Here is a 16,725-nt window from a genome sequence, read left to right as displayed (position 1 = left end):
TCAATACTCATCCCAGTTGCCCCATGGCCTGACGGAAGGCCGGCGGCAGGTTGTCGCCGAAGTGAATTTTGCCGTCTGCCTGGGTGAAGATGCCCATGTTCGCCAGCCACTGTTCAAACTCCGGCGCCGGTTTCAGGCCCAGGGTTTTCCGGGCGTAGAGGGCGTCGTGGAACGAGGTGGTCTGGTAATTGAGCATGATGTCGTCGGAGCCGGGGATGCCCATGATGAAGTTGATCCCGGCCACGCCCAATAAAGTCAGCAGGGTATCCATGTCGTCCTGATCGGCTTCGGCATGATTGGTGTAGCAAATGTCGCAACCCATGGGCACGCCCAGCAGCTTGCCGCAGAAGTGGTCCTCGAGGCCGGCACGGATGATCTGTTTGCCGTTGTACAGGTATTCGGGGCCGATGAAGCCTACGACGGTGTTGACCAGAAACGGTTTGAAATGGCGTGCCACGGCGTAGGCGCGGGTTTCGCAGGTCTGTTGATCAATGCCGTGGTGGGCATTGGCCGACAAGGCGCTGCCTTGGCCGGTTTCGAAATACATCAGATTCTGGCCCAACGTGCCGCGATTCAGGCTCAAGCCCGCGTCATAGCCTTCCTGCAAGACGTTTAGGTTGATACCGAAACTGGCGTTGGCCGCTTCAGTGCCGGCGATCGACTGGAACACCAGGTCCAGCGGAACTCCGCGGTTCACCGCCTCGATGGAGGTGGTGACGTGGGTCAGCACGCAGGCCTGTGTAGGAATTTCGTAGCGCTGGATGATTGCATCGAGCATTTCGAGCATGGCGCAGATCGAAGCGATGCTGTCGGTGGCCGGGTTGATGCCGATCATCGCGTCACCGTTGCCGTACAGCAGGCCATCGAGAATGCTCGCGGCGATACCGGCCGGTTCGTCGGTGGGGTGATTGGGTTGCAGACGTGTCGAGAGCCGGCCGCGCAGGCCCAGAGTGCCGCGGAATTTCGTGATCACGCGGATTTTCTGCGCCACCAGCACCAGGTCTTGCACGCGCATGATCTTCGACACGGCGGCGGCCATTTCCGGGGTCAGGCCCGGGGCGAGGGCGCGCAGGCTCTGTTCGTCGGCGGCATCGCTGAGCAGCCAATCGCGAAAGCCGCCGACAGTGAGGTGGCTGACCGCTTTAAAAGCCTGTTTGTCGTGGGTGTCGATGATCAGCCGAGTGACTTCATCGGTCTCGTAAGGAATCAGTACTTCTTGCAGGAAATGAGTCAGCGGGATGTCAGCCAGGGCCATCTGCGCGGCTACGCGCTCGCCATCATTGAGGGCGGCAACGCCGGCCAGAAAATCTCCGGAGCGCGCCGGGCTGGCCTTGGCCATGACATCCTTGAGGCTCTCGAAGCGGTAGGTCTGGGCGCCGATGGTATGGGCAAATACGGCCATGGTGTCCTCCTGGTTAATTGATGACCTGTAGGCGCGAGGCTTGCCCGCGAAAAACGATAACGCGGTGTATCAGTCAGACCGCATCATGCCCTTCGCGGGCAAGCCTCGCTCCTACAAGAATGGGGCGCTCCCAAATAGGGCGTGCGCCCGACTCCGGTGCAATTAGATACCTTCGAGCATCGCATCCGCCGGCGCGTCGGAACGCTGCTTGGCCGTCAATTGGAAATACAGGTAACCGGCCGCCATAAACCCGAGGAACACACACCCGATCAAGGGGTTGAACCACGCCATCGCCACCAGGCACACCACCGCCAGAAACAGTGCGATCCCCGGCACGATAGGGTAGCCCGGCGCGCGGAAGGTGCGTTCCAGGTTCGGCTCGGTTTTACGCAGTTTGAACAGGCTCAGCATACTGATGATGTACATCACGATGGCGCCAAATACCGACATGGTGATCATCGCAGCCGTCAGTGTCATGCCCTGCAGATTGACCAGCCCGTCGCTGTAGATTGCCGCGATGCCGATCACGCCGCCCGCCAGAATCGCCCGGTGCGGTGTCTGGAAACGCGAGAGTTTGGCCAGCCCTTTAGGCAGGTAACCGGCGCGAGCCAGGGCGAAGAATTGGCGCGAATAGCCAAGAATGATCCCGTGGAAACTCGCCACCAGGCCGAACAGGCCGATCCAGACCAGCATGTGCATCCAGGTCGAATCATTGCCGACCACCGCTTTCATCGCCTGAGGCAACGGATCGTTGATGTTCGACAGTTGGCGCCAGTCGCCGACACCGCCCGCCATCACCATGACGCCGATAGCCAGGAACACCAACGTCAGAATGCCACTGACGTAAGCCCGGGGAATCGTGCGTTTCGGGTCCTTGGCTTCTTCGGCGGCCATGGCTGCGCCTTCAATGGCGAGAAAGAACCAGATTGCAAAGGGGATTGCCGCAAAAATACCGGGGATTGAGGCCAGGGTGAATTCGTTGGTGCCCGACCAGCCATTGAGCACGAAATTGCTGAAGCTGAAGCCCGGTGCAACCACACCCATGAACACCAGCAGTTCGGCAACCGCCAGCACGGTAACCACCAACTCGAACGTGGCGGCGATGCTTACGCCGAGGATATTCAAGCCCATGAACACTAAATAGGCGCCCACAGCGGCAAGCTTCGGATCCAGTTCTGGGTATTGCACATTGAGGTAGGCGCCGATGGCCATGGCAATCGCCGGTGGCGCAAAAACGAACTCGATCAGGGTCGCAATGCCGGCGATCAGTCCGCCTTTTTCGCCGAAGGCCCGTCGGCTGTAGGCAAACGGCCCGCCAGCGTGGGGAATGGCGGTGGTCAATTCGGTGAAACTGAAGATGAAGCAGGTGTACATCGTCGCCACCATCAGGGCAGTGACGAGAAAGCCCAGGGTTCCTGCGGTGCCCCAGCCGTAACTCCAGCCGAAGTACTCGCCGGAAATCACCAGGCCGACGGCAATGCCCCATAGATGCAGGGTGCCGAGTGTGGGTTTGAGCTGTGTAGTAGAAGTCATAAGTCCTCTCTGTCTTTTTTATTGTTTGATCTGTTGGACTTTCGGGTATGGCGTTTATGTGTGCTACAGGCACGCAAAGCCCGTGCCAGAGCAGCAGGGCGATGTGGGTTGTGTCAGTGGAGGCGCCTTCGCTGGCAAGCCATGCTCCTACAGATCACTGATACCTGTAGGAGCGAGCGGTGCGGTGATCCGACTTGCCCGCGAAAGCGGTTACGCGCTATCGCGACGAGTTAGAAGAAGCCCAACGGATTAATGTCGTAGCTCACCAGCAGGTTTTTGGTCTGCTGATAGTGGTCGAGCATCATCTTGTGGGTTTCACGGCCGACGCCGGACTTTTTGTAGCCCCCGAACGCGGCATGAGCCGGGTACAGGTGGTAGCAGTTGGTCCATACACGACCGGCCTTGATGGCGCGGCCCATGCGATAAGCGCGGTTGATGTCGCGGGTCCAGAGGCCGGCACCCAGGCCGAACTCGGTATCGTTGGCGATGGCCAGGGCTTCGGCTTCGTCCTTGAAAGTGGTGATGCTCACTACCGGGCCAAAGATTTCTTCCTGGAACACGCGCATTTTGTTGGTGCCCTTGAGCAGGGTCGGCTGGATGTAGTATCCGGTCGCCAGGCTGCCCTCGAGTTTTTCCACTTTGCCGCCGGTCAACAACTCGGCGCCTTCGCCCTTGGCGATGTCCAGGTACGAAAGGATTTTGTCGAATTGCTGCTCGGACGCCTGGGCGCCGACCATGGTGTCGGTGTCCAGCGGGTCGCCACGTTTGATTTGCAGGACCTTCTTCATCACCACTTGCATGAATTCGTCGTAGATCGACTCTTGCACCAGGGCGCGGGACGGGCAGGTGCAGACTTCGCCCTGGTTGAAGAACGCCAGTACCAGGCCTTCAGCGGCTTTCTCGATGAAATTCGGTTCGGCCTGCATGATGTCTTCGAAGAAGATGTTTGGCGACTTGCCACCCAGCTCCACGGTGGACGGAATGATGTTTTCGGCGGCGCATTTCATGATGTGCGAGCCGACCGGGGTCGAGCCGGTGAATGCGATCTTGGCGATGCGCTTGCTGGTGGCCAGAGCTTCCCCGGCTTCTTTGCCGAAGCCTTGCACCACGTTGAGCACGCCAGGTGGCAGCAGGTCGCCGATCAGTTCCATCAGCACGGTGATGCCCAGCGGGGTTTGCTCGGCCGGCTTGAGGACCACGCAGTTGCCGGCGGCGAGGGCCGGTGCAAGTTTCCAGGCGGCCATCAGGATCGGAAAGTTCCACGGAATGATCTGCCCGACCACGCCCAGCGGTTCATGGATGTGATAGGCCACGGTGTTGCCGTCGATCTCGGCGGCGCTACCTTCCTGGGCGCGGATGCAACCGGCGAAGTAGCGGAAATGGTCGGCGGCCAGCGGGATGTCGGCGTTGAGGGTTTCGCGAACGGCCTTGCCGTTGTCCCAGGATTCGGTGATCGCCAGCACTTCCAGGTTCTGTTCGATGCGATCGGCGATTTTCAGCAGCACCAGCGAGCGTGCCTGGGCGGACGTGGCGCCCCAGGCATCGGCGGCGGCATGGGCAGCGTCCAGGGCCTTTTCGATGTCTTCGGCAGTGGAGCGTGGGAATTCGGCAATAGGTTGGCCGTTGACCGGCGATGTATTGGTGAAGTACTGACCTTTGACAGGCGCGACGAACTCGCCGCCGATGTAGTTACCGTATTTGCTCTTGAACGAAACGATAGCGCCTTCAGTACCGGGGTGAGCGTAACGCATGATGGGTTTCTCCTTGGCTTTTGTGCTTATAAGGGAGGACGCGCTAAAGCGCTGCATTAAGCGTAGAGCAAAGCTCGGGCCAGCGCCTTGCAGGTCAGGTAAATCAAGGCTTTGCGTGTTTTTTGTCGGACGGATGGGCAGTGTTTGTGACGTTTACGGTACAGCCTGTGTGACACTTTGTACCGTTTGTGGCGCGGCCTGTGACTTGGCGGTCTTGCAAGCATTGCAATGCTGGCCAGGCTGGAGGATGCTCGAACCTCCCTCCTTGTAGGAGCGAGGCTTGCCCGCGAAAGCCATGATTCGGTTTGCCTGATGCACCGCGTTATCGTTCTTCGCGGGCAAGCCACGCTCCTACACGGGGATGTAAACCGCTCGGGGAGAATAATAAGAAATGCACGATAACCATTTGAGTCGCCATGCCCAGCAAGTGCTGACCGTGACCCAAGGCAAATCCCACTTGCACGGTCCCGGCAGTGATCCGTCCATTGCCCGTTCCTGGCTGCGTTGTCTTGAGGATTATCACCTCGACCCGGCCCTGACCATGGCGCCGACGGTACTCGAGCATGGCCGCGTGCTGGAAAGTCGCGAACGTTTGCAGCAAGTGCTGCAAATCGCCGGCACCGAAATGACCAGCCTCCACCAGCAGCTTTCCGGCGCCGGCCATGCGGTGCTGCTGACCGATGCTCGCGGGGTGATCCTCAATTGCGTCACTGCGCCCACCGAACGGAAGATTTTCGAGCGCGCCGGCCTTTGGCTGGGCGCCGACTGGAGCGAAGCCTGCGAAGGCACCAATGGCATCGGCACCTGCCTGGTGGAGCGCCAATCCCTGACCATCCATCAAGACGAACATTTTCGGGGGCGTCACACCGGCCTGACCTGCTCGGCAAGTCCGGTGTTCGATCCGCACGGTGAGCTGCTGGCGGTGCTCGATGTATCTTCGGCGCGTCACGAAGTTTCGCGTCAGAGCCAGTTCCACACCATGGCCCTGGTCAATCTGTCGGCGAAGATGATCGAGAGCTGCTATTTCCTGCGTTACTTCGACAACCAATGGTTGCTGCGTTTTCACTTGCAGGCCGAGTCTGTCGGGCTGTTCAGCGAAGGGTTGCTGGCGTTCGATGGGGAAGGGCGGATCAGTGCGGTCAACCAGAGTGCGCTGAATTTACTGGGGCATATTCGTGGCGGGCTGTTAGGCAAACCGGTGGAGGCGTTTTTCGACTGTTCGCTGGATGAATTGCTCGGACGCGCGAGCGCCAACGCCAGTGCCAGTTGGCCATTGCGCACCCGTGACGGACGGCGGTTGTTTGCCGTATTGCGCGGGCAGCCGCGCAGTATTCCGGTACCGGTGGTGCAAAGCCCGAGGGTTGCCGAGCGTCCGCGCTTGTCAGGCATTTGCCTGGACGATGCCGCGTTGCAGGAGGATTTCCGCAAGGCCTTGCGCGTGTTTGAACGAGATGTGCCGTTGCTGATCAACGGCGAAACCGGTTCCGGCAAGGAAGCTTTCGCCAAAGCCGTGCATCAGGCCAGTCAACGGGCCGAAAAATCGTTCGTTGCCCTCAATTGCGCGGCGATTCCCGAAAGCCTGATCGAAAGCGAACTGTTCGGCTATCGCGGCGGCAGTTTCACAGGCGCCCGCAAGGAAGGCATGCGCGGCAAATTGCAGCAGGCCGATGGCGGGACGTTGTTCCTCGATGAAATCGGAGACATGCCGCTGAGCATGCAGACCCGGCTATTAAGGGTGCTGGAAGACCGTCAAGTGGTGCCGATTGGCGGTGAGCCGGAGCCGGTCAATGTGCGGATCATCAGCGCCACTCACCGTAATCTGCTTGAACGGGTGCAGGCCGGCAGTTTCCGCGAGGATCTGTATTACCGGCTCAATGGGCTGGAAGTCGCATTGCCGGCGTTGCGCGAGCGTTCTGACAAATCGCAGTTGCTCGACTTTTTGCTGGCCGAAGAGGCGGGCGCGGAGACAGTGCTGATTGATGCGCCGGCGCGACAGGCCTTGCTGGATTTTGCCTGGCCGGGGAATGTGCGGCAGTTGCGCAATGTGCTGCGGACCCTGGCGGCGTTGTGTGATGGCGGGCGGATCGGCCTGGAGGATTTGCCAGCGATGATTCGCCAGGTTCGGGCGGTAACGGTGTCAGCGGTTGAAGAACCGTCCGAGTATCCGCTGGACGATGCCGAGCGGCTGGCGTTGCTGACGGTGCTGGAGCAGCAGCGCTGGCACATGACGCATACCGCTGAACAGCTGGGCGTCAGCCGCAATACCCTCTACAGAAAGCTGCGCAAACACGGTATCGCCCGCTAGATGCACCGGATCCTGACTTTGTAGGAGCGAGGCTTGCCCGCGAAGCTTTTGGCGTACTCGAGGATGCCTTCGCGGGCGAGCCTCGCTCCTACCGGTTCTGCGCTGATTTCAAACTCTGAGTGCGAATTTCCCCACCCTACGCTAACCTGCGGCCATGTTTTACGAGGTCGACTTATGCACATTCATATTCTTGGTATTTGCGGCACTTTCATGGGTTCGATGGCGGTTCTGGCCAAAGAGCTGGGCCATCACGTGACGGGCTCCGATGCCAACGTCTATCCACCAATGAGTACTCAGCTGCAAGCCCAGGGCATTGAGTTGACCCAAGGTTACGATCCGGCGCAGCTCGATCCGGCCCCGGACCTGGTGGTGATCGGCAATGCCATGTCCCGCGGCAATCCGGCCGTCGAATACGTGCTGAACAAAGGCCTGCCGTACGTCTCCGGCCCGCAATGGCTGGCCGATCACGTGTTGCAAGGCCGCTGGGTGCTGGCGGTTGCCGGCACTCATGGCAAAACCACCACCAGCAGCATGCTCGCCTGGGTTCTGGAGCACGCGGGCATGAGTCCGGGTTTCCTGATCGGCGGTGTGCCGCAGAATTTCTCGGTCTCGGCGCGTTTGGGCGATACGCCGTTCTTCGTGATCGAAGCCGACGAATACGACAGCGCGTTCTTCGACAAGCGCTCGAAATTCGTTCACTACCGCCCGCGTACAGCGATCCTGAACAATCTTGAGTTCGATCACGCGGACATCTTCCCGGATCTGCCGGCCATCGAACGGCAATTTCACCATTTGGTGCGAACCATCCCCAGCGAAGGCCTGGTGATTCATCCGACCACCGAGCCGGCATTACTGCGCGTGATCGAAATGGGCTGCTGGACCCCGGTGCAAACCACCGGTGCCGGTGGCCAATGGCAAGTCAAACTGCTCAGTGAAGACGGCTCGAAATTCGAAGTGATGTTCGAAGGCGCCGTTCAAGGCGTGGTCGAGTGGGATATGACCGGTCAGCACAACGTCGCCAACGCCTTGGCCACCTTGGCCGCTGCGCGTCACGTCGGCGTCGTGCCGTCGATGGGTATCGCTGCACTGAGCGCGTTCAAAAGCGTCAAGCGGCGGATGGAAAAAGTCGCGCAAGTCCGTGGCATCACCATTTACGATGATTTCGCTCATCACCCGACCGCGATCGCCACCACCCTTGACGGCCTGCGCAAACGTATTGGCGATGCGCCGCTGATCGCGATCATCGAGCCGCGCTCCAACTCCATGAAGCTTGGCGCGCACCGTGATGGCTTGCCGGAAAGTGTGGTCGATGCCGATCAGGTGATCTGGTATTCGCCCGCCAACCTCGGTTGGGACCTAGGCGCCACCGCGGCGTTGTGCACTGTGCCGTCAATCGTCAGCGATTCGCTGGAAGGCATCATCGAGCGTGTGAAAAGCCAGGCTCAGCCCGGTACTCACGTGGTGATCATGAGCAATGGCGGCTTCGGCGGCCTGCACGGCAAACTGGCCGAGGCGCTGCAATGAACAACGGTCCGGAACGCATCACTCTGGCGATGACCGGCGCTTCGGGCGCCCAGTACGGCTTGCGCCTGCTCGACTGCCTGGTGCGTGAAGACCGCGAGGTGCACTTCCTGATTTCCAAGGCGGCGCAACTGGTGATGGCCACCGAAACCGATGTCTCGCTGCCGCCCAAGCCGCAGATGATGCAAGCTTTCCTCACTGAATACACCGGCGCCGCCGCCGGGCAGATTCGGGTGTATGGCAAGGAAGACTGGATGTCGCCGGTGGCTTCGGGTTCCGGCTCGCCAGCGGCGATGGTGGTGGTGCCGTGTTCCACCGGAACCTTGTCGGCTATCGCGACCGGCGCCTGCAACAACTTGATCGAACGGGCGGCCGACGTGACCTTGAAGGAGCGCCGCCAGTTGATTCTGGTACCACGCGAGGCGCCGTATTCGAGCATTCATCTGGAGAACATGCTCAAGCTGTCCAACATGGGCGTGACGATTTTGCCGGCGTCGCCGGGCTTCTATCACCAGCCGCAGACTATCGATGACCTGATCGACTTCGTCGTGGCGCGAATTCTCAATTGTTTGAATATTCCGCAAGACATGCTGCCGCGTTGGGGCGAACACCATTTGAGCAGCGATGAATAAGCTGCTGGTCATGCTGCTGGCTTTGCAATTGGCGGGTTGCGCCACCGTGCGCACCCTTGATGCAGCCAAGCCTGGAGCGCCGGTGGTGTATTCGGGGACACGACTGGATTTGTATGCGCTGAACGGCGGCTGCTGTGCCATGGACCGGTTTGGCGCCGAAGCGCCGAGTTATCCGGCTGTTGACCTGCCGGCCAGTGCGTTGCTCGACACGCTGCTGTTGCCGCTGTCGCTATTGACGGTGATTGGCGTGAGTTTTCAAGCGACTGGCGGATTGTAAAAAGCCCTGTGGCGAGGGGCTTGCCCCCGTTGGGTCGCGCAGCGGCCCTCCGTTTCTTCAGCTGCATTGAATCGCCTGGATTTGCGGCTGCTTCGCAGCCGAACGGGGGCAAGCCCCCTCGCCACAGGTCCGCGGTCGGCCTGAAATTACTTGCCTAATTTACGCAACTCATCCGACTCGACAATCCGCACGCCATCCTGCTCTTCCAGCGCCAGGCGCCACATGGCGCGGGCCAGTTGGCAGGCTTCGATGCCGTGGTATTTGCCCGGAATCAATTTCGACAGTGGACCGGCAACCCGTTCGGCCAGTCGCGGCTCGACGCGATCACCCAACAACAGCGAAGGCCGGCAAATGGTCAGCTGCGGCCAATTCTGCGCGCGCAATGCGTGTTCCATTTCGCCTTTGACCCGGTTGTAGAAAATCGGGGATCTGCGATCGGCTCCCAAGGCGCTGATCACGATCAAGTGCCGTGCACCCATTTCCCGCGCACGTTTGGCGAAGGCCACCACCATGTCCAGGTCCACTGCGCGAAACGCTTCCTCGGAGCCGGCCTTTTTGATCGTGGTGCCGAGGCAGCAGTAGGCAATGTCGACGCGCCCGTTCAGTTGCGGCAAAAACACCGCCGGATCGCCAACCGGGTTTTCCAGGTGAGGATGTTCGGCCAGCGGCCGGCGTGAGGGGGCTAATACCCGTGTAATCGTTGGCTCATTGAGTAGACGGTCAAGCAAATGTTCACCGGTTAACCCGGTAGCTCCGGCAAGCAATACATGCTGAGGCGTCAAGTACATAGTCATTCCCCCTTGATACTATTCAGCTTAGTTGCTCTTTTCATCCTTGCTGACTGAGACACTTTGCAGGGCTTTTCGTGCTTGCTGTTTGCGTAACGATTGCCAGTGGGCGAGCACGGTTTTCGGCGCCCAGATTTGCGGCTCCGAGGCTTCGAAATTGTCGGCCAGTTCGCGTTCGGCCACGGTGGCACTGGCCAGTTTGAAGGCATGCTCCAGATCGTCGGTCTGGTTCAGCGCCTGGGCGAACAGCGCGTCGCCAAAGTAGGTGAAGTTGGCTTCTTCCGAACACCCGAAGGACACTCGATCGGCGCGCGAGGCGGTCATGATCAGGGTGCGTTCGTCCTTGAGGGCGGGAATGAAACCGCCGGAATAACAGGATGAAATCACGATGATTTTGTCGCGCTTTTTCAAGGGCGCGAGGACGGCGGCGAGTTCATCGCCCGGCAGGTCGGCCAGTTCCATGCGTGGCTGGTCGAGTACCAGTTCGTGTTCGCTGGTGCCGTGGCTGGTCAGGTAAATGAACAGCAGGTCTTCCGGGCCGCTACGTTCGGCCAGGGTCTGGGCGGCGCGGCGCAGGGTTTCCCGGGTGGCCATCGGTCGGTCGCCCAGGTGGTCGCGATGGTTGACCAGGCGAATCTGGCCGAAGGCGCCGAAACGGCTGGCGAGCATGTTGGCGACATAGTCGGACTCGCGCAGGAACACACTCTGCTTGCCGTCGCCGCCGAGGGTCAAGGTGTACAGTTCGACCGCCGAGGTTGAGGCCGGGACATTGGCCAGTGCATCGTCGAGCAAGCGACCCTGAGCCAGCAAACCGAGCTCCAGAGGGTCGGGTAGCAGCTTGTCGTCGGCATCGCGCACGCGCTGACTATTGACCCAGGCGCCGCTCTGCACCGTGCCATCGGTCAGCACCAAAGTACCTTGGCCCTGATAGTTGTCGCCGTCGAACTGGCCGACATAGAAGCTGCCGTCGGCCAGGTTCAAGCGACCCTGACCGGTGAAACGCCAGTCGCTGAAGTGACCGATGTAGTGACTGCCATCGGCGCCGATCAACTCGCCCTTGCCGCCGAGCACGCCTTCCTTGAACTGACCGAGCCAGACATCGCCATCGGCGTTTTCGTAGCGGCCCTTGCCGTGCAGTTGATTGTTCTTGAAACCGCCGACATAGATATCGCCATCGGCGCTGTTGAAGGTGCCGTTGCCTTCCAGCTGGCCGTTAACGAAATGCCCGGTGAACTGATTCCCGCTGGCATCGCTGCGCTGGCCTTCGCCGTTGGGTTTGCCGTGGGCGAATTGACCCTGGTACTGGCTGCCGTCTGCGAGTTCCAGACGACCGAGCCCTGAATATTGATCGGCCTTGAATTCGCCGCGGTAAGTCATGGCGTTTTCTTTGAGGGTGCCTTCGCCGTCGCGTCTGCCCGCCTTGAAACCGCCGGTGTAGCTGCTGCCAGGAGTGGTCAGCGTGCCTTGGCCGTCGAATAGCCCTTGCTGGAATTGCCCGCGATAGACCTCGCCATTGCTGCCATGCCATTCGCCCTGGCCATGCCATTGGCCTTTATCGAACTGACCGGCGTACCAGCTGCCGTTCGGATAATCGATACGGCCTTCGCCTTGCAGCAAGCCATTGACCAGATCACCGCGATAACGTCCGCCGTCCGGCAGGCGCGCATCGGGGGGCAACAGCGATTCGCCATCGCCGCAAGCGGTAAGCAACAAGGTCAAAGCAAGAAGTGCAAATGAGCGCATAGCGGGATCCGGGCAATTAGGAGACCGAGTATGCCGCAGCTATGTGTCGCATTTATAGAGACGCAGCACAGACACAGCGCGAAGCAGCGTGAGCTGCTTCGCATCCGGGAGGCTTTACACGAAGCAGAGGGACAGCGACTCGGCGATATACGCCGGTTTGTCCGACCCTTCGATTTCAAGCGTGGCGATGACCTTGAGTAACCATTGGCCGGGTTTCTTTTCGGTGACCTCGTTCATGTCAACCTTGAGTCGAACCCTGGAATCGACCTTCACAGGCTGGATGAAACGCACGCTGTCCAGACCATAGTTGACGACCATCTTTGCACCTTCGGGCACGATGAAGATGTCTTCCATCAGTTTGGGGATCAGCGACAACGACAAAAAACCGTGGGCGATGGTGCTGCCAAAAGGTGTTTGCGCGGCTTTGACCGGGTCGACATGGATGAACTGAAAATCGCCTGTGGCTTCTGCGAAGAGGTCGATACGTTTCTGGTCGATGGTGAGCCATTCGGAACGTCCGAGTTCCTTGCCGACATAATCTTTGAGCTCTGCAACTGGAACCTGGGGCATTGAGACTCTCCTTGGGTTTATCGGTTTTATAGTTTTTCGAGTGGGGGATGTGACCTCCCTGCGAACCACTTTAGATCAACATGGCAAATTGCTCCGGTCAACTGTCCATGCTTTTGGCGAATGCCGGTTCATAGCGTTGGCGTGCTTATAATGTCGGGCCCCTTCTTTGTGGGAGCGTGCGCGGGAGATGATGGATGTTGTTACGTGGCCTGACCTGGCTGGTGCTTTTTCAATTGCTCGGCACCGCCCTTAACCATTTGTTTTTGCCGGTGCTGCCAGGGCCGATCATTGGTCTGCTGTTGCTGCTGGGATACCTGATTATTCGCGGTCAGGTCGGCGAACCGCTGAACCTGGCGGCCAGCAGCCTGCTGCGTTATCTGCCATTGCTGCTGGTGCCGCCAGCGGTGGGCGTGATGGTTTACGCTGCCGATATTGCCGCGGATTTCTGGGCGATCACCGGTGCGCTGGTGTTGTCGCTGCTGCTGTCGATGGCCTTCGCCGGCGTATTGATGCAGCGCATGGTCAAGCGTCACGCGCATCGTGAGGATGGCCAATGACTTTCGATTGGCAGGGCGCCTGGGCGTCGGTGATCCATCATCCATTGTTCGGTATTGGCATTACCTTGGGCGCGTATCAATTGGTGCTGGCGTGCTACGAGAAAACCCGCTGGATTTTTCTGCAGCCGGTACTGGTCTCCATGTTGCTGGTCATCGCTGTCCTGATCGGTTGCGGCTTGAGCTACGCCGAATATCGCAAGAGCACCGAGATCCTCAGCATCTTGCTCGGGCCGGCCACTGTTGCGCTGGCGGTGCCGCTGTACCTCAATCTGCGGCGGATCCGGCAGTTGTTCTGGCCGATATTTACTACGCTGGTGATAGGTGGCGTGGTCGCCACGGGCATGGGTGTGTTGCTGGGCTGGGGCTTCGGCGCCGAACACATGATCCTGATGACCATGGCACCCAAGTCGGTCACCTCGCCGATTGCCATGCTGGTGGCGGAGCAGATAGGTGGCGTCGCGGCATTGGCCGCGGTGTTCGTATTGATTACCGGAGTGATCGGGGCGATCTTCGGGCCGAGTCTTCTGACTCGCCTCGGTGTCCACAGTCCAGAGGCCCGCGGCATGGCCCTGGGCATGACCGCCCACGCGGTCGGCACTTCGGTGGCCTTGCAGGAAAGTGAAGAGTGCGGTGCCTTTGCGGCGCTGGCGATGAGTCTGATGGGCGTAGCCACGGCGGTATTCCTGCCGTTGGCGGTGTCGATGGTGGTGTAAGGAAATGTCTATGAGTCTGCCGCTTTTTCCGCTGAACACGGTGCTGTTTCCGGACTGCATCCTCGACTTGCAGATCTTCGAGGCGCGCTATCTGGACATGATTGGTCTCTGCATGAAACAGGGCGTCGGCTTCGGCGTGGTGTGCATCCTCGACGGCAAGGAAGTGGGCATCGCCCCCGAAGGCTACGCACGGGTAGGGTGCGAGGCACTGATCACCGATTTCCATCAGCAAGACAATGGCCTGCTGGGTATTCGGGTGAAAGGCGGGCGGCGTTTCCGCGTTGTGCGTACCGAGGTGCAGCGCGACCAATTGATCATCGCTGAAGTCGAGTGGCTCAAAGATGAACCCGAACAACCGCTACAGGATGAAGACGCCGACCTGGTCGCGTTGCTCAAGGCCTTGGCGGAACATCCGATGGTCGAAGCGCTGGACATGGGCACCGAAGCGGCGGGGCAACAGTCGCTGGCCAATCAATTGGCATACCTGTTGCCGTTTGCCGACACGGACAAGATCAACCTGCTGCAACTCGATGATCCGCAGCAACGTCTGGATGCGATTCAGGCGTTGCTGGATAAGTTGCAGGGTGACTTGTTTGCCTGACGCGCGCTTTTGATCTTTCAGTACGCGTATCTCAACATCGCATGCGGCATGTGCTTCAACACAAAGAAACCGAACAACGCCACCAATGAAGGCAATACCAGCCACCAGATTTTCGACGGCATGGCGTTGAGTGAGATCTGCCGTTGAGTCAGCCAGAGGCTGGCCGCACATACGCATGCCGCCAGCATCGCGCCGGCCAGTACATCGGTCGGCCAGTGGGCCCCCAGGTACACCCGTGAAAAGGAAATCGTCAGCGCTGGCAAGCAACCCACCAACAACCAGGTCAGGCGCATGCGCGGCGGTTGTCCGCGACCCGCCAGCACCGCGAGGGTCAAGAACAGCGCGAAAGAGCCCGATGCGTGGCCGCTGGGCATGCTGTAGCTGGTCAATGGATCACTCAGCACTTCCGGGCGAATGCGGGCGAAAAAGTGCTTGGTCGCAGTATTGCCCAGTGCGGTGAACAGCAACGTACTACCGGCAAAGATTGCGTGCCGCCATTGCTTCGTCAGCAACAGCAGAATTGTCAGCAGCGCGCTCAACATCAACATGTTGCGGAATTCGCCGATCAGTGTGAACACTACGGCTATTTCATCGAGCATCGGGCTGCGATGCTCCTGCACCAGCGTCATCACGCCTTGGTCAAGCGCGCTCAGGTGCGGGTAGCCAATAAACAGCCCCGCCAGAATCAGCAGGCTCATGCCGGTGATGAACATCGTGGCTTTGCGATGTCGGCGCAGGCTGCTGGTGGCACTCAGCCCCACCATCAGTGCAATGCTGCCCGCGACAATCCCGGCCTCGGGCCAGAAACCTTCCGGCAACGGCAAGCGAATCGCCGCTCCCGTGGCCCAGCCGGGCAGCAGATACGCAACGCTCCAGCCTGCGGCGGCCAGCAGGCTGACGACAGCGAAGCGCGGGAATGGCATGTCGAACATTCCTGCGACCATCGGCAACATCGGTCGTAGCGGGCCGATAAAACGTCCGACCAATAGGCTGGCAATGCCATAACGCTGGAAATACGCCTCGGCCCCGGCGATCCATTCCGGATGATGGCGCAACCCCGGCAGACGCCGGATGTTCTGGTGGAAATGGCGCCCCAGAAAGTACGAAACAATGTCACCCAGCACACCACCGAGCAAACCCAGCAGCAGCGTTTCTCCCAAGGACAACGCGCCGCTGCCGGCCAGGACCGCCACGGCAAACAGCAACACGGTGCCGGGCACGATCAACCCGGCAATCGCCAGGCATTCAACGCAAGCCACGATGAACACTGCCGCGGCCAGCCACTGCGGGTTGACTGTCAGCCAACCGGTCACGCTATCGAGCCATGGGCCCATAAAAACAACTCCATCTGATTCAATTGGCCCCTTGGTGGGCGAACACAATTTAAACAACACCCTAAAACCCTGTGGGAGCGGGCTTGCCCGCGATGGTGTCGGGACAGTCAGCATCGATGTCGGCCGGTATGGCCCTATCGCGGGCAAGCCCGCTCCCACAAGGGTTTCCTTTGCATCAAGATTCAGCGGGTATCAGGACAGCAAAAAATAATCACGCCCTTCGACCTGTCCCCGGCGCAGCGGGTTGCGCGTGCAATAAAGTGCGTAAGCCGCATCAACAAAACGGTACATCAAATGTTCGTCGCGCCCTTGGGGGATGCCCAGGCGTGTGGTCTGGATGATGTGACCGGGCGCCGGCCCGACATCTTCCACCAGCAGTACTTCATGGTCGAAGCGCTTGGCGTCCCAGGCCGGCACCTTCAACCCCAGTGCCTTGCAAAGCAGCGTCTGCCCGGCACACAGCTTTTGCGAGGGGCGAGGGCGGCCCTGGGCATCGGGGTTGTTCAATAGCATCTGCGCCAGGCTAGCCGGCCCGCTCAGTTCATCGACCCAGGGGTAGGCTGACTTGATCAATACCGCATTACCCGGACCCTGAGCGCTGAAGTTCAACGAATCGCCGCCGCGGGCGTAATACATATAGATGTGGCCGCCATCCAGAAACAAAGCCTTACGCTTTTCTGTGTAGCCAAGGGAGGCATGGCTGCCTTTCTCTTCGCAGTAATAGGCTTCGGTTTCGATGATCCGGGCACTGAGCCACAGGTCGCCGACCTTATGGCGGATGATTTTGCCCAGTAAATCCCGGGCCAGCGTTTGGGCATCGCGGTCGAAAAATGCATCCGGCAACCCCGTGGGCTGGCGCGTAGCGGACGCTGAAACAGGCAGGTTGGTCATGATGAACAGCGTTTATCAGGGCTGATTGAGTCGTGATGATAACAATATGCAGCTTAATCCCGGCTGAACGTCGGCAAATTGCCCTCCATTTCGACCATCCGCCTGTC

Annotated in this window: 15 protein-coding genes; 7 read left to right on the top strand and 8 right to left on the bottom strand. The window is 59.8% G+C overall.

Translation table 11 applies throughout. The features are described from left to right. Positions 1 to 7: 7 nt before the first annotated feature. The 3 genes from BZL43_RS20225 to BZL43_RS20215 all read right to left on the bottom strand — a co-directional run bounded on the left by BZL43_RS20225 (position 8) and on the right by BZL43_RS20215 (position 4,686). A complete protein-coding gene (locus BZL43_RS20225) occupies positions 8 to 1,402 on the bottom strand; it encodes an ethanolamine ammonia-lyase subunit EutB (RefSeq protein WP_095633935.1) in 1,395 nt (464 codons plus the stop codon). Between the two features lie 162 nt (positions 1,403 to 1,564). Further along, a complete protein-coding gene (gene eat / locus BZL43_RS20220; RefSeq protein ID WP_095633934.1) occupies positions 1,565 to 2,935 on the bottom strand; it encodes an ethanolamine permease in 1,371 nt (456 codons plus the stop codon). Positions 2,936 to 3,165: 230 nt separating this feature from the next. Then, on the bottom strand, positions 3,166 to 4,686 hold the full coding sequence (locus tag BZL43_RS20215; protein ID WP_095633933.1) for an aldehyde dehydrogenase family protein: 1,521 nt from the start codon (positions 4,684 to 4,686) through the stop codon (positions 3,166 to 3,168). Between the two features lie 391 nt (positions 4,687 to 5,077). Between BZL43_RS20215 and BZL43_RS20210 the strand changes: the two genes are divergently transcribed. The 4 genes from BZL43_RS20210 to BZL43_RS20195 all read left to right on the top strand — a co-directional run bounded on the left by BZL43_RS20210 (position 5,078) and on the right by BZL43_RS20195 (position 9,421). Beyond that, positions 5,078 to 6,991, top strand: a complete 1,914-nt coding sequence (locus BZL43_RS20210) for a sigma-54-dependent Fis family transcriptional regulator (RefSeq protein WP_095633932.1) — start codon at positions 5,078 to 5,080, stop codon at positions 6,989 to 6,991. A 174-nt stretch (positions 6,992 to 7,165) separates the two neighbouring features. Next, on the top strand, positions 7,166 to 8,515 hold the full coding sequence (gene mpl, locus BZL43_RS20205; RefSeq protein ID WP_095633931.1) for a UDP-N-acetylmuramate:L-alanyl-gamma-D-glutamyl-meso-diaminopimelate ligase: 1,350 nt from the start codon (positions 7,166 to 7,168) through the stop codon (positions 8,513 to 8,515). Further along, positions 8,512 to 9,144: a flavin prenyltransferase UbiX gene (gene ubiX, locus BZL43_RS20200; RefSeq protein WP_095633930.1), complete on the top strand. Its 633-nt coding sequence runs from the start codon at positions 8,512 to 8,514 to the stop codon at positions 9,142 to 9,144. The genes mpl and ubiX overlap by 4 nt, the downstream gene beginning before the upstream one ends. Further along, a complete protein-coding gene (locus BZL43_RS20195; RefSeq protein WP_095633929.1) occupies positions 9,137 to 9,421 on the top strand; it encodes a YceK/YidQ family lipoprotein in 285 nt (94 codons plus the stop codon). Before ubiX ends, BZL43_RS20195 begins: the two co-directional genes overlap by 8 nt. A gap of 146 nt (positions 9,422 to 9,567) precedes the next feature. On the opposite strand, the gene BZL43_RS20190 is transcribed toward BZL43_RS20195, so the two are convergent. The 3 genes from BZL43_RS20190 to BZL43_RS20180 all read right to left on the bottom strand — a co-directional run bounded on the left by BZL43_RS20190 (position 9,568) and on the right by BZL43_RS20180 (position 12,522). Further along, a complete protein-coding gene (locus BZL43_RS20190; RefSeq protein ID WP_095633928.1) occupies positions 9,568 to 10,209 on the bottom strand; it encodes an oxidoreductase in 642 nt (213 codons plus the stop codon). Positions 10,210 to 10,236: 27 nt separating this feature from the next. After that, entirely contained in the window at positions 10,237 to 11,952 is a 1,716-nt protein-coding gene (locus BZL43_RS20185) for a C13 family peptidase (RefSeq protein WP_095633927.1), read from the bottom strand. 114 nt (positions 11,953 to 12,066) lie between these two features. Then, on the bottom strand, positions 12,067 to 12,522 hold the full coding sequence (locus BZL43_RS20180; protein ID WP_095633926.1) for a MaoC family dehydratase: 456 nt from the start codon (positions 12,520 to 12,522) through the stop codon (positions 12,067 to 12,069). 194 nt (positions 12,523 to 12,716) lie between these two features. Between BZL43_RS20180 and BZL43_RS20175 the strand changes: the two genes are divergently transcribed. Genes BZL43_RS20175 through BZL43_RS20165 form a run of 3 tightly spaced genes read left to right on the top strand, consistent with a single transcriptional unit; the run spans position 12,717 to position 14,393 of the window. Then, positions 12,717 to 13,079, top strand: coding sequence for a CidA/LrgA family protein (locus BZL43_RS20175; protein ID WP_095633925.1), 363 nt, complete (start codon positions 12,717 to 12,719; stop codon positions 13,077 to 13,079). After that, positions 13,076 to 13,792: an LrgB family protein gene (locus BZL43_RS20170; RefSeq protein ID WP_095633924.1), complete on the top strand. Its 717-nt coding sequence runs from the start codon at positions 13,076 to 13,078 to the stop codon at positions 13,790 to 13,792. Before BZL43_RS20175 ends, BZL43_RS20170 begins: the two co-directional genes overlap by 4 nt. Positions 13,793 to 13,802: 10 nt before the next feature. Beyond that, positions 13,803 to 14,393: an LON peptidase substrate-binding domain-containing protein gene (locus BZL43_RS20165; RefSeq protein ID WP_095633923.1), complete on the top strand. Its 591-nt coding sequence runs from the start codon at positions 13,803 to 13,805 to the stop codon at positions 14,391 to 14,393. Positions 14,394 to 14,410: 17 nt separating this feature from the next. On the opposite strand, the gene BZL43_RS20160 is transcribed toward BZL43_RS20165, so the two are convergent. Both BZL43_RS20160 and BZL43_RS20155 read right to left on the bottom strand, forming a co-directional pair. Next, entirely contained in the window at positions 14,411 to 15,727 is a 1,317-nt protein-coding gene (locus BZL43_RS20160; RefSeq protein WP_095633922.1) for a bifunctional DedA family/phosphatase PAP2 family protein, read from the bottom strand. Positions 15,728 to 15,919: 192 nt separating this feature from the next. Then, positions 15,920 to 16,618: a DNA-3-methyladenine glycosylase gene (locus tag BZL43_RS20155; protein WP_095633921.1), complete on the bottom strand. Its 699-nt coding sequence runs from the start codon at positions 16,616 to 16,618 to the stop codon at positions 15,920 to 15,922. Positions 16,619 to 16,725: the final 107 nt, after the last annotated feature.

It is taken from the genome of Pseudomonas sp. PICF141 (assembly GCF_002286815.1).
GTDB lineage: Bacteria > Pseudomonadota > Gammaproteobacteria > Pseudomonadales > Pseudomonadaceae > Aquipseudomonas.
This window is presented reverse-complemented; position numbering and strand designations above follow the sequence as displayed.

Excerpts from the sequence above, each read along its gene's own strand:
- BZL43_RS20225 (WP_095633935.1), bottom strand. The coding sequence starts at position 1,402 with ATGGCCGTATTTGCCCATACCATCGGCGCCCAGACCTACCGCTTCGAG.
- eat (WP_095633934.1), bottom strand. The coding sequence starts at position 2,935 with ATGACTTCTACTACACAGCTCAAACCCACACTCGGCACCCTGCATCTA.
- BZL43_RS20215 (WP_095633933.1), bottom strand. The coding sequence starts at position 4,686 with ATGCGTTACGCTCACCCCGGTACTGAAGGCGCTATCGTTTCGTTCAAG.
- BZL43_RS20210 (WP_095633932.1), top strand. The coding sequence starts at position 5,078 with ATGCACGATAACCATTTGAGTCGCCATGCCCAGCAAGTGCTGACCGTG.
- mpl (WP_095633931.1), top strand. The coding sequence starts at position 7,166 with ATGCACATTCATATTCTTGGTATTTGCGGCACTTTCATGGGTTCGATG.
- ubiX (WP_095633930.1), top strand. The coding sequence starts at position 8,512 with ATGAACAACGGTCCGGAACGCATCACTCTGGCGATGACCGGCGCTTCG.
- BZL43_RS20195 (WP_095633929.1), top strand. The coding sequence starts at position 9,137 with ATGAATAAGCTGCTGGTCATGCTGCTGGCTTTGCAATTGGCGGGTTGC.
- BZL43_RS20190 (WP_095633928.1), bottom strand. The coding sequence starts at position 10,209 with ATGTACTTGACGCCTCAGCATGTATTGCTTGCCGGAGCTACCGGGTTA.
- BZL43_RS20185 (WP_095633927.1), bottom strand. The coding sequence starts at position 11,952 with ATGCGCTCATTTGCACTTCTTGCTTTGACCTTGTTGCTTACCGCTTGC.
- BZL43_RS20180 (WP_095633926.1), bottom strand. The coding sequence starts at position 12,522 with ATGCCCCAGGTTCCAGTTGCAGAGCTCAAAGATTATGTCGGCAAGGAA.
- BZL43_RS20175 (WP_095633925.1), top strand. The coding sequence starts at position 12,717 with ATGTTGTTACGTGGCCTGACCTGGCTGGTGCTTTTTCAATTGCTCGGC.
- BZL43_RS20170 (WP_095633924.1), top strand. The coding sequence starts at position 13,076 with ATGACTTTCGATTGGCAGGGCGCCTGGGCGTCGGTGATCCATCATCCA.
- BZL43_RS20165 (WP_095633923.1), top strand. The coding sequence starts at position 13,803 with ATGAGTCTGCCGCTTTTTCCGCTGAACACGGTGCTGTTTCCGGACTGC.
- BZL43_RS20160 (WP_095633922.1), bottom strand. The coding sequence starts at position 15,727 with ATGGGCCCATGGCTCGATAGCGTGACCGGTTGGCTGACAGTCAACCCG.
- BZL43_RS20155 (WP_095633921.1), bottom strand. The coding sequence starts at position 16,618 with ATGACCAACCTGCCTGTTTCAGCGTCCGCTACGCGCCAGCCCACGGGG.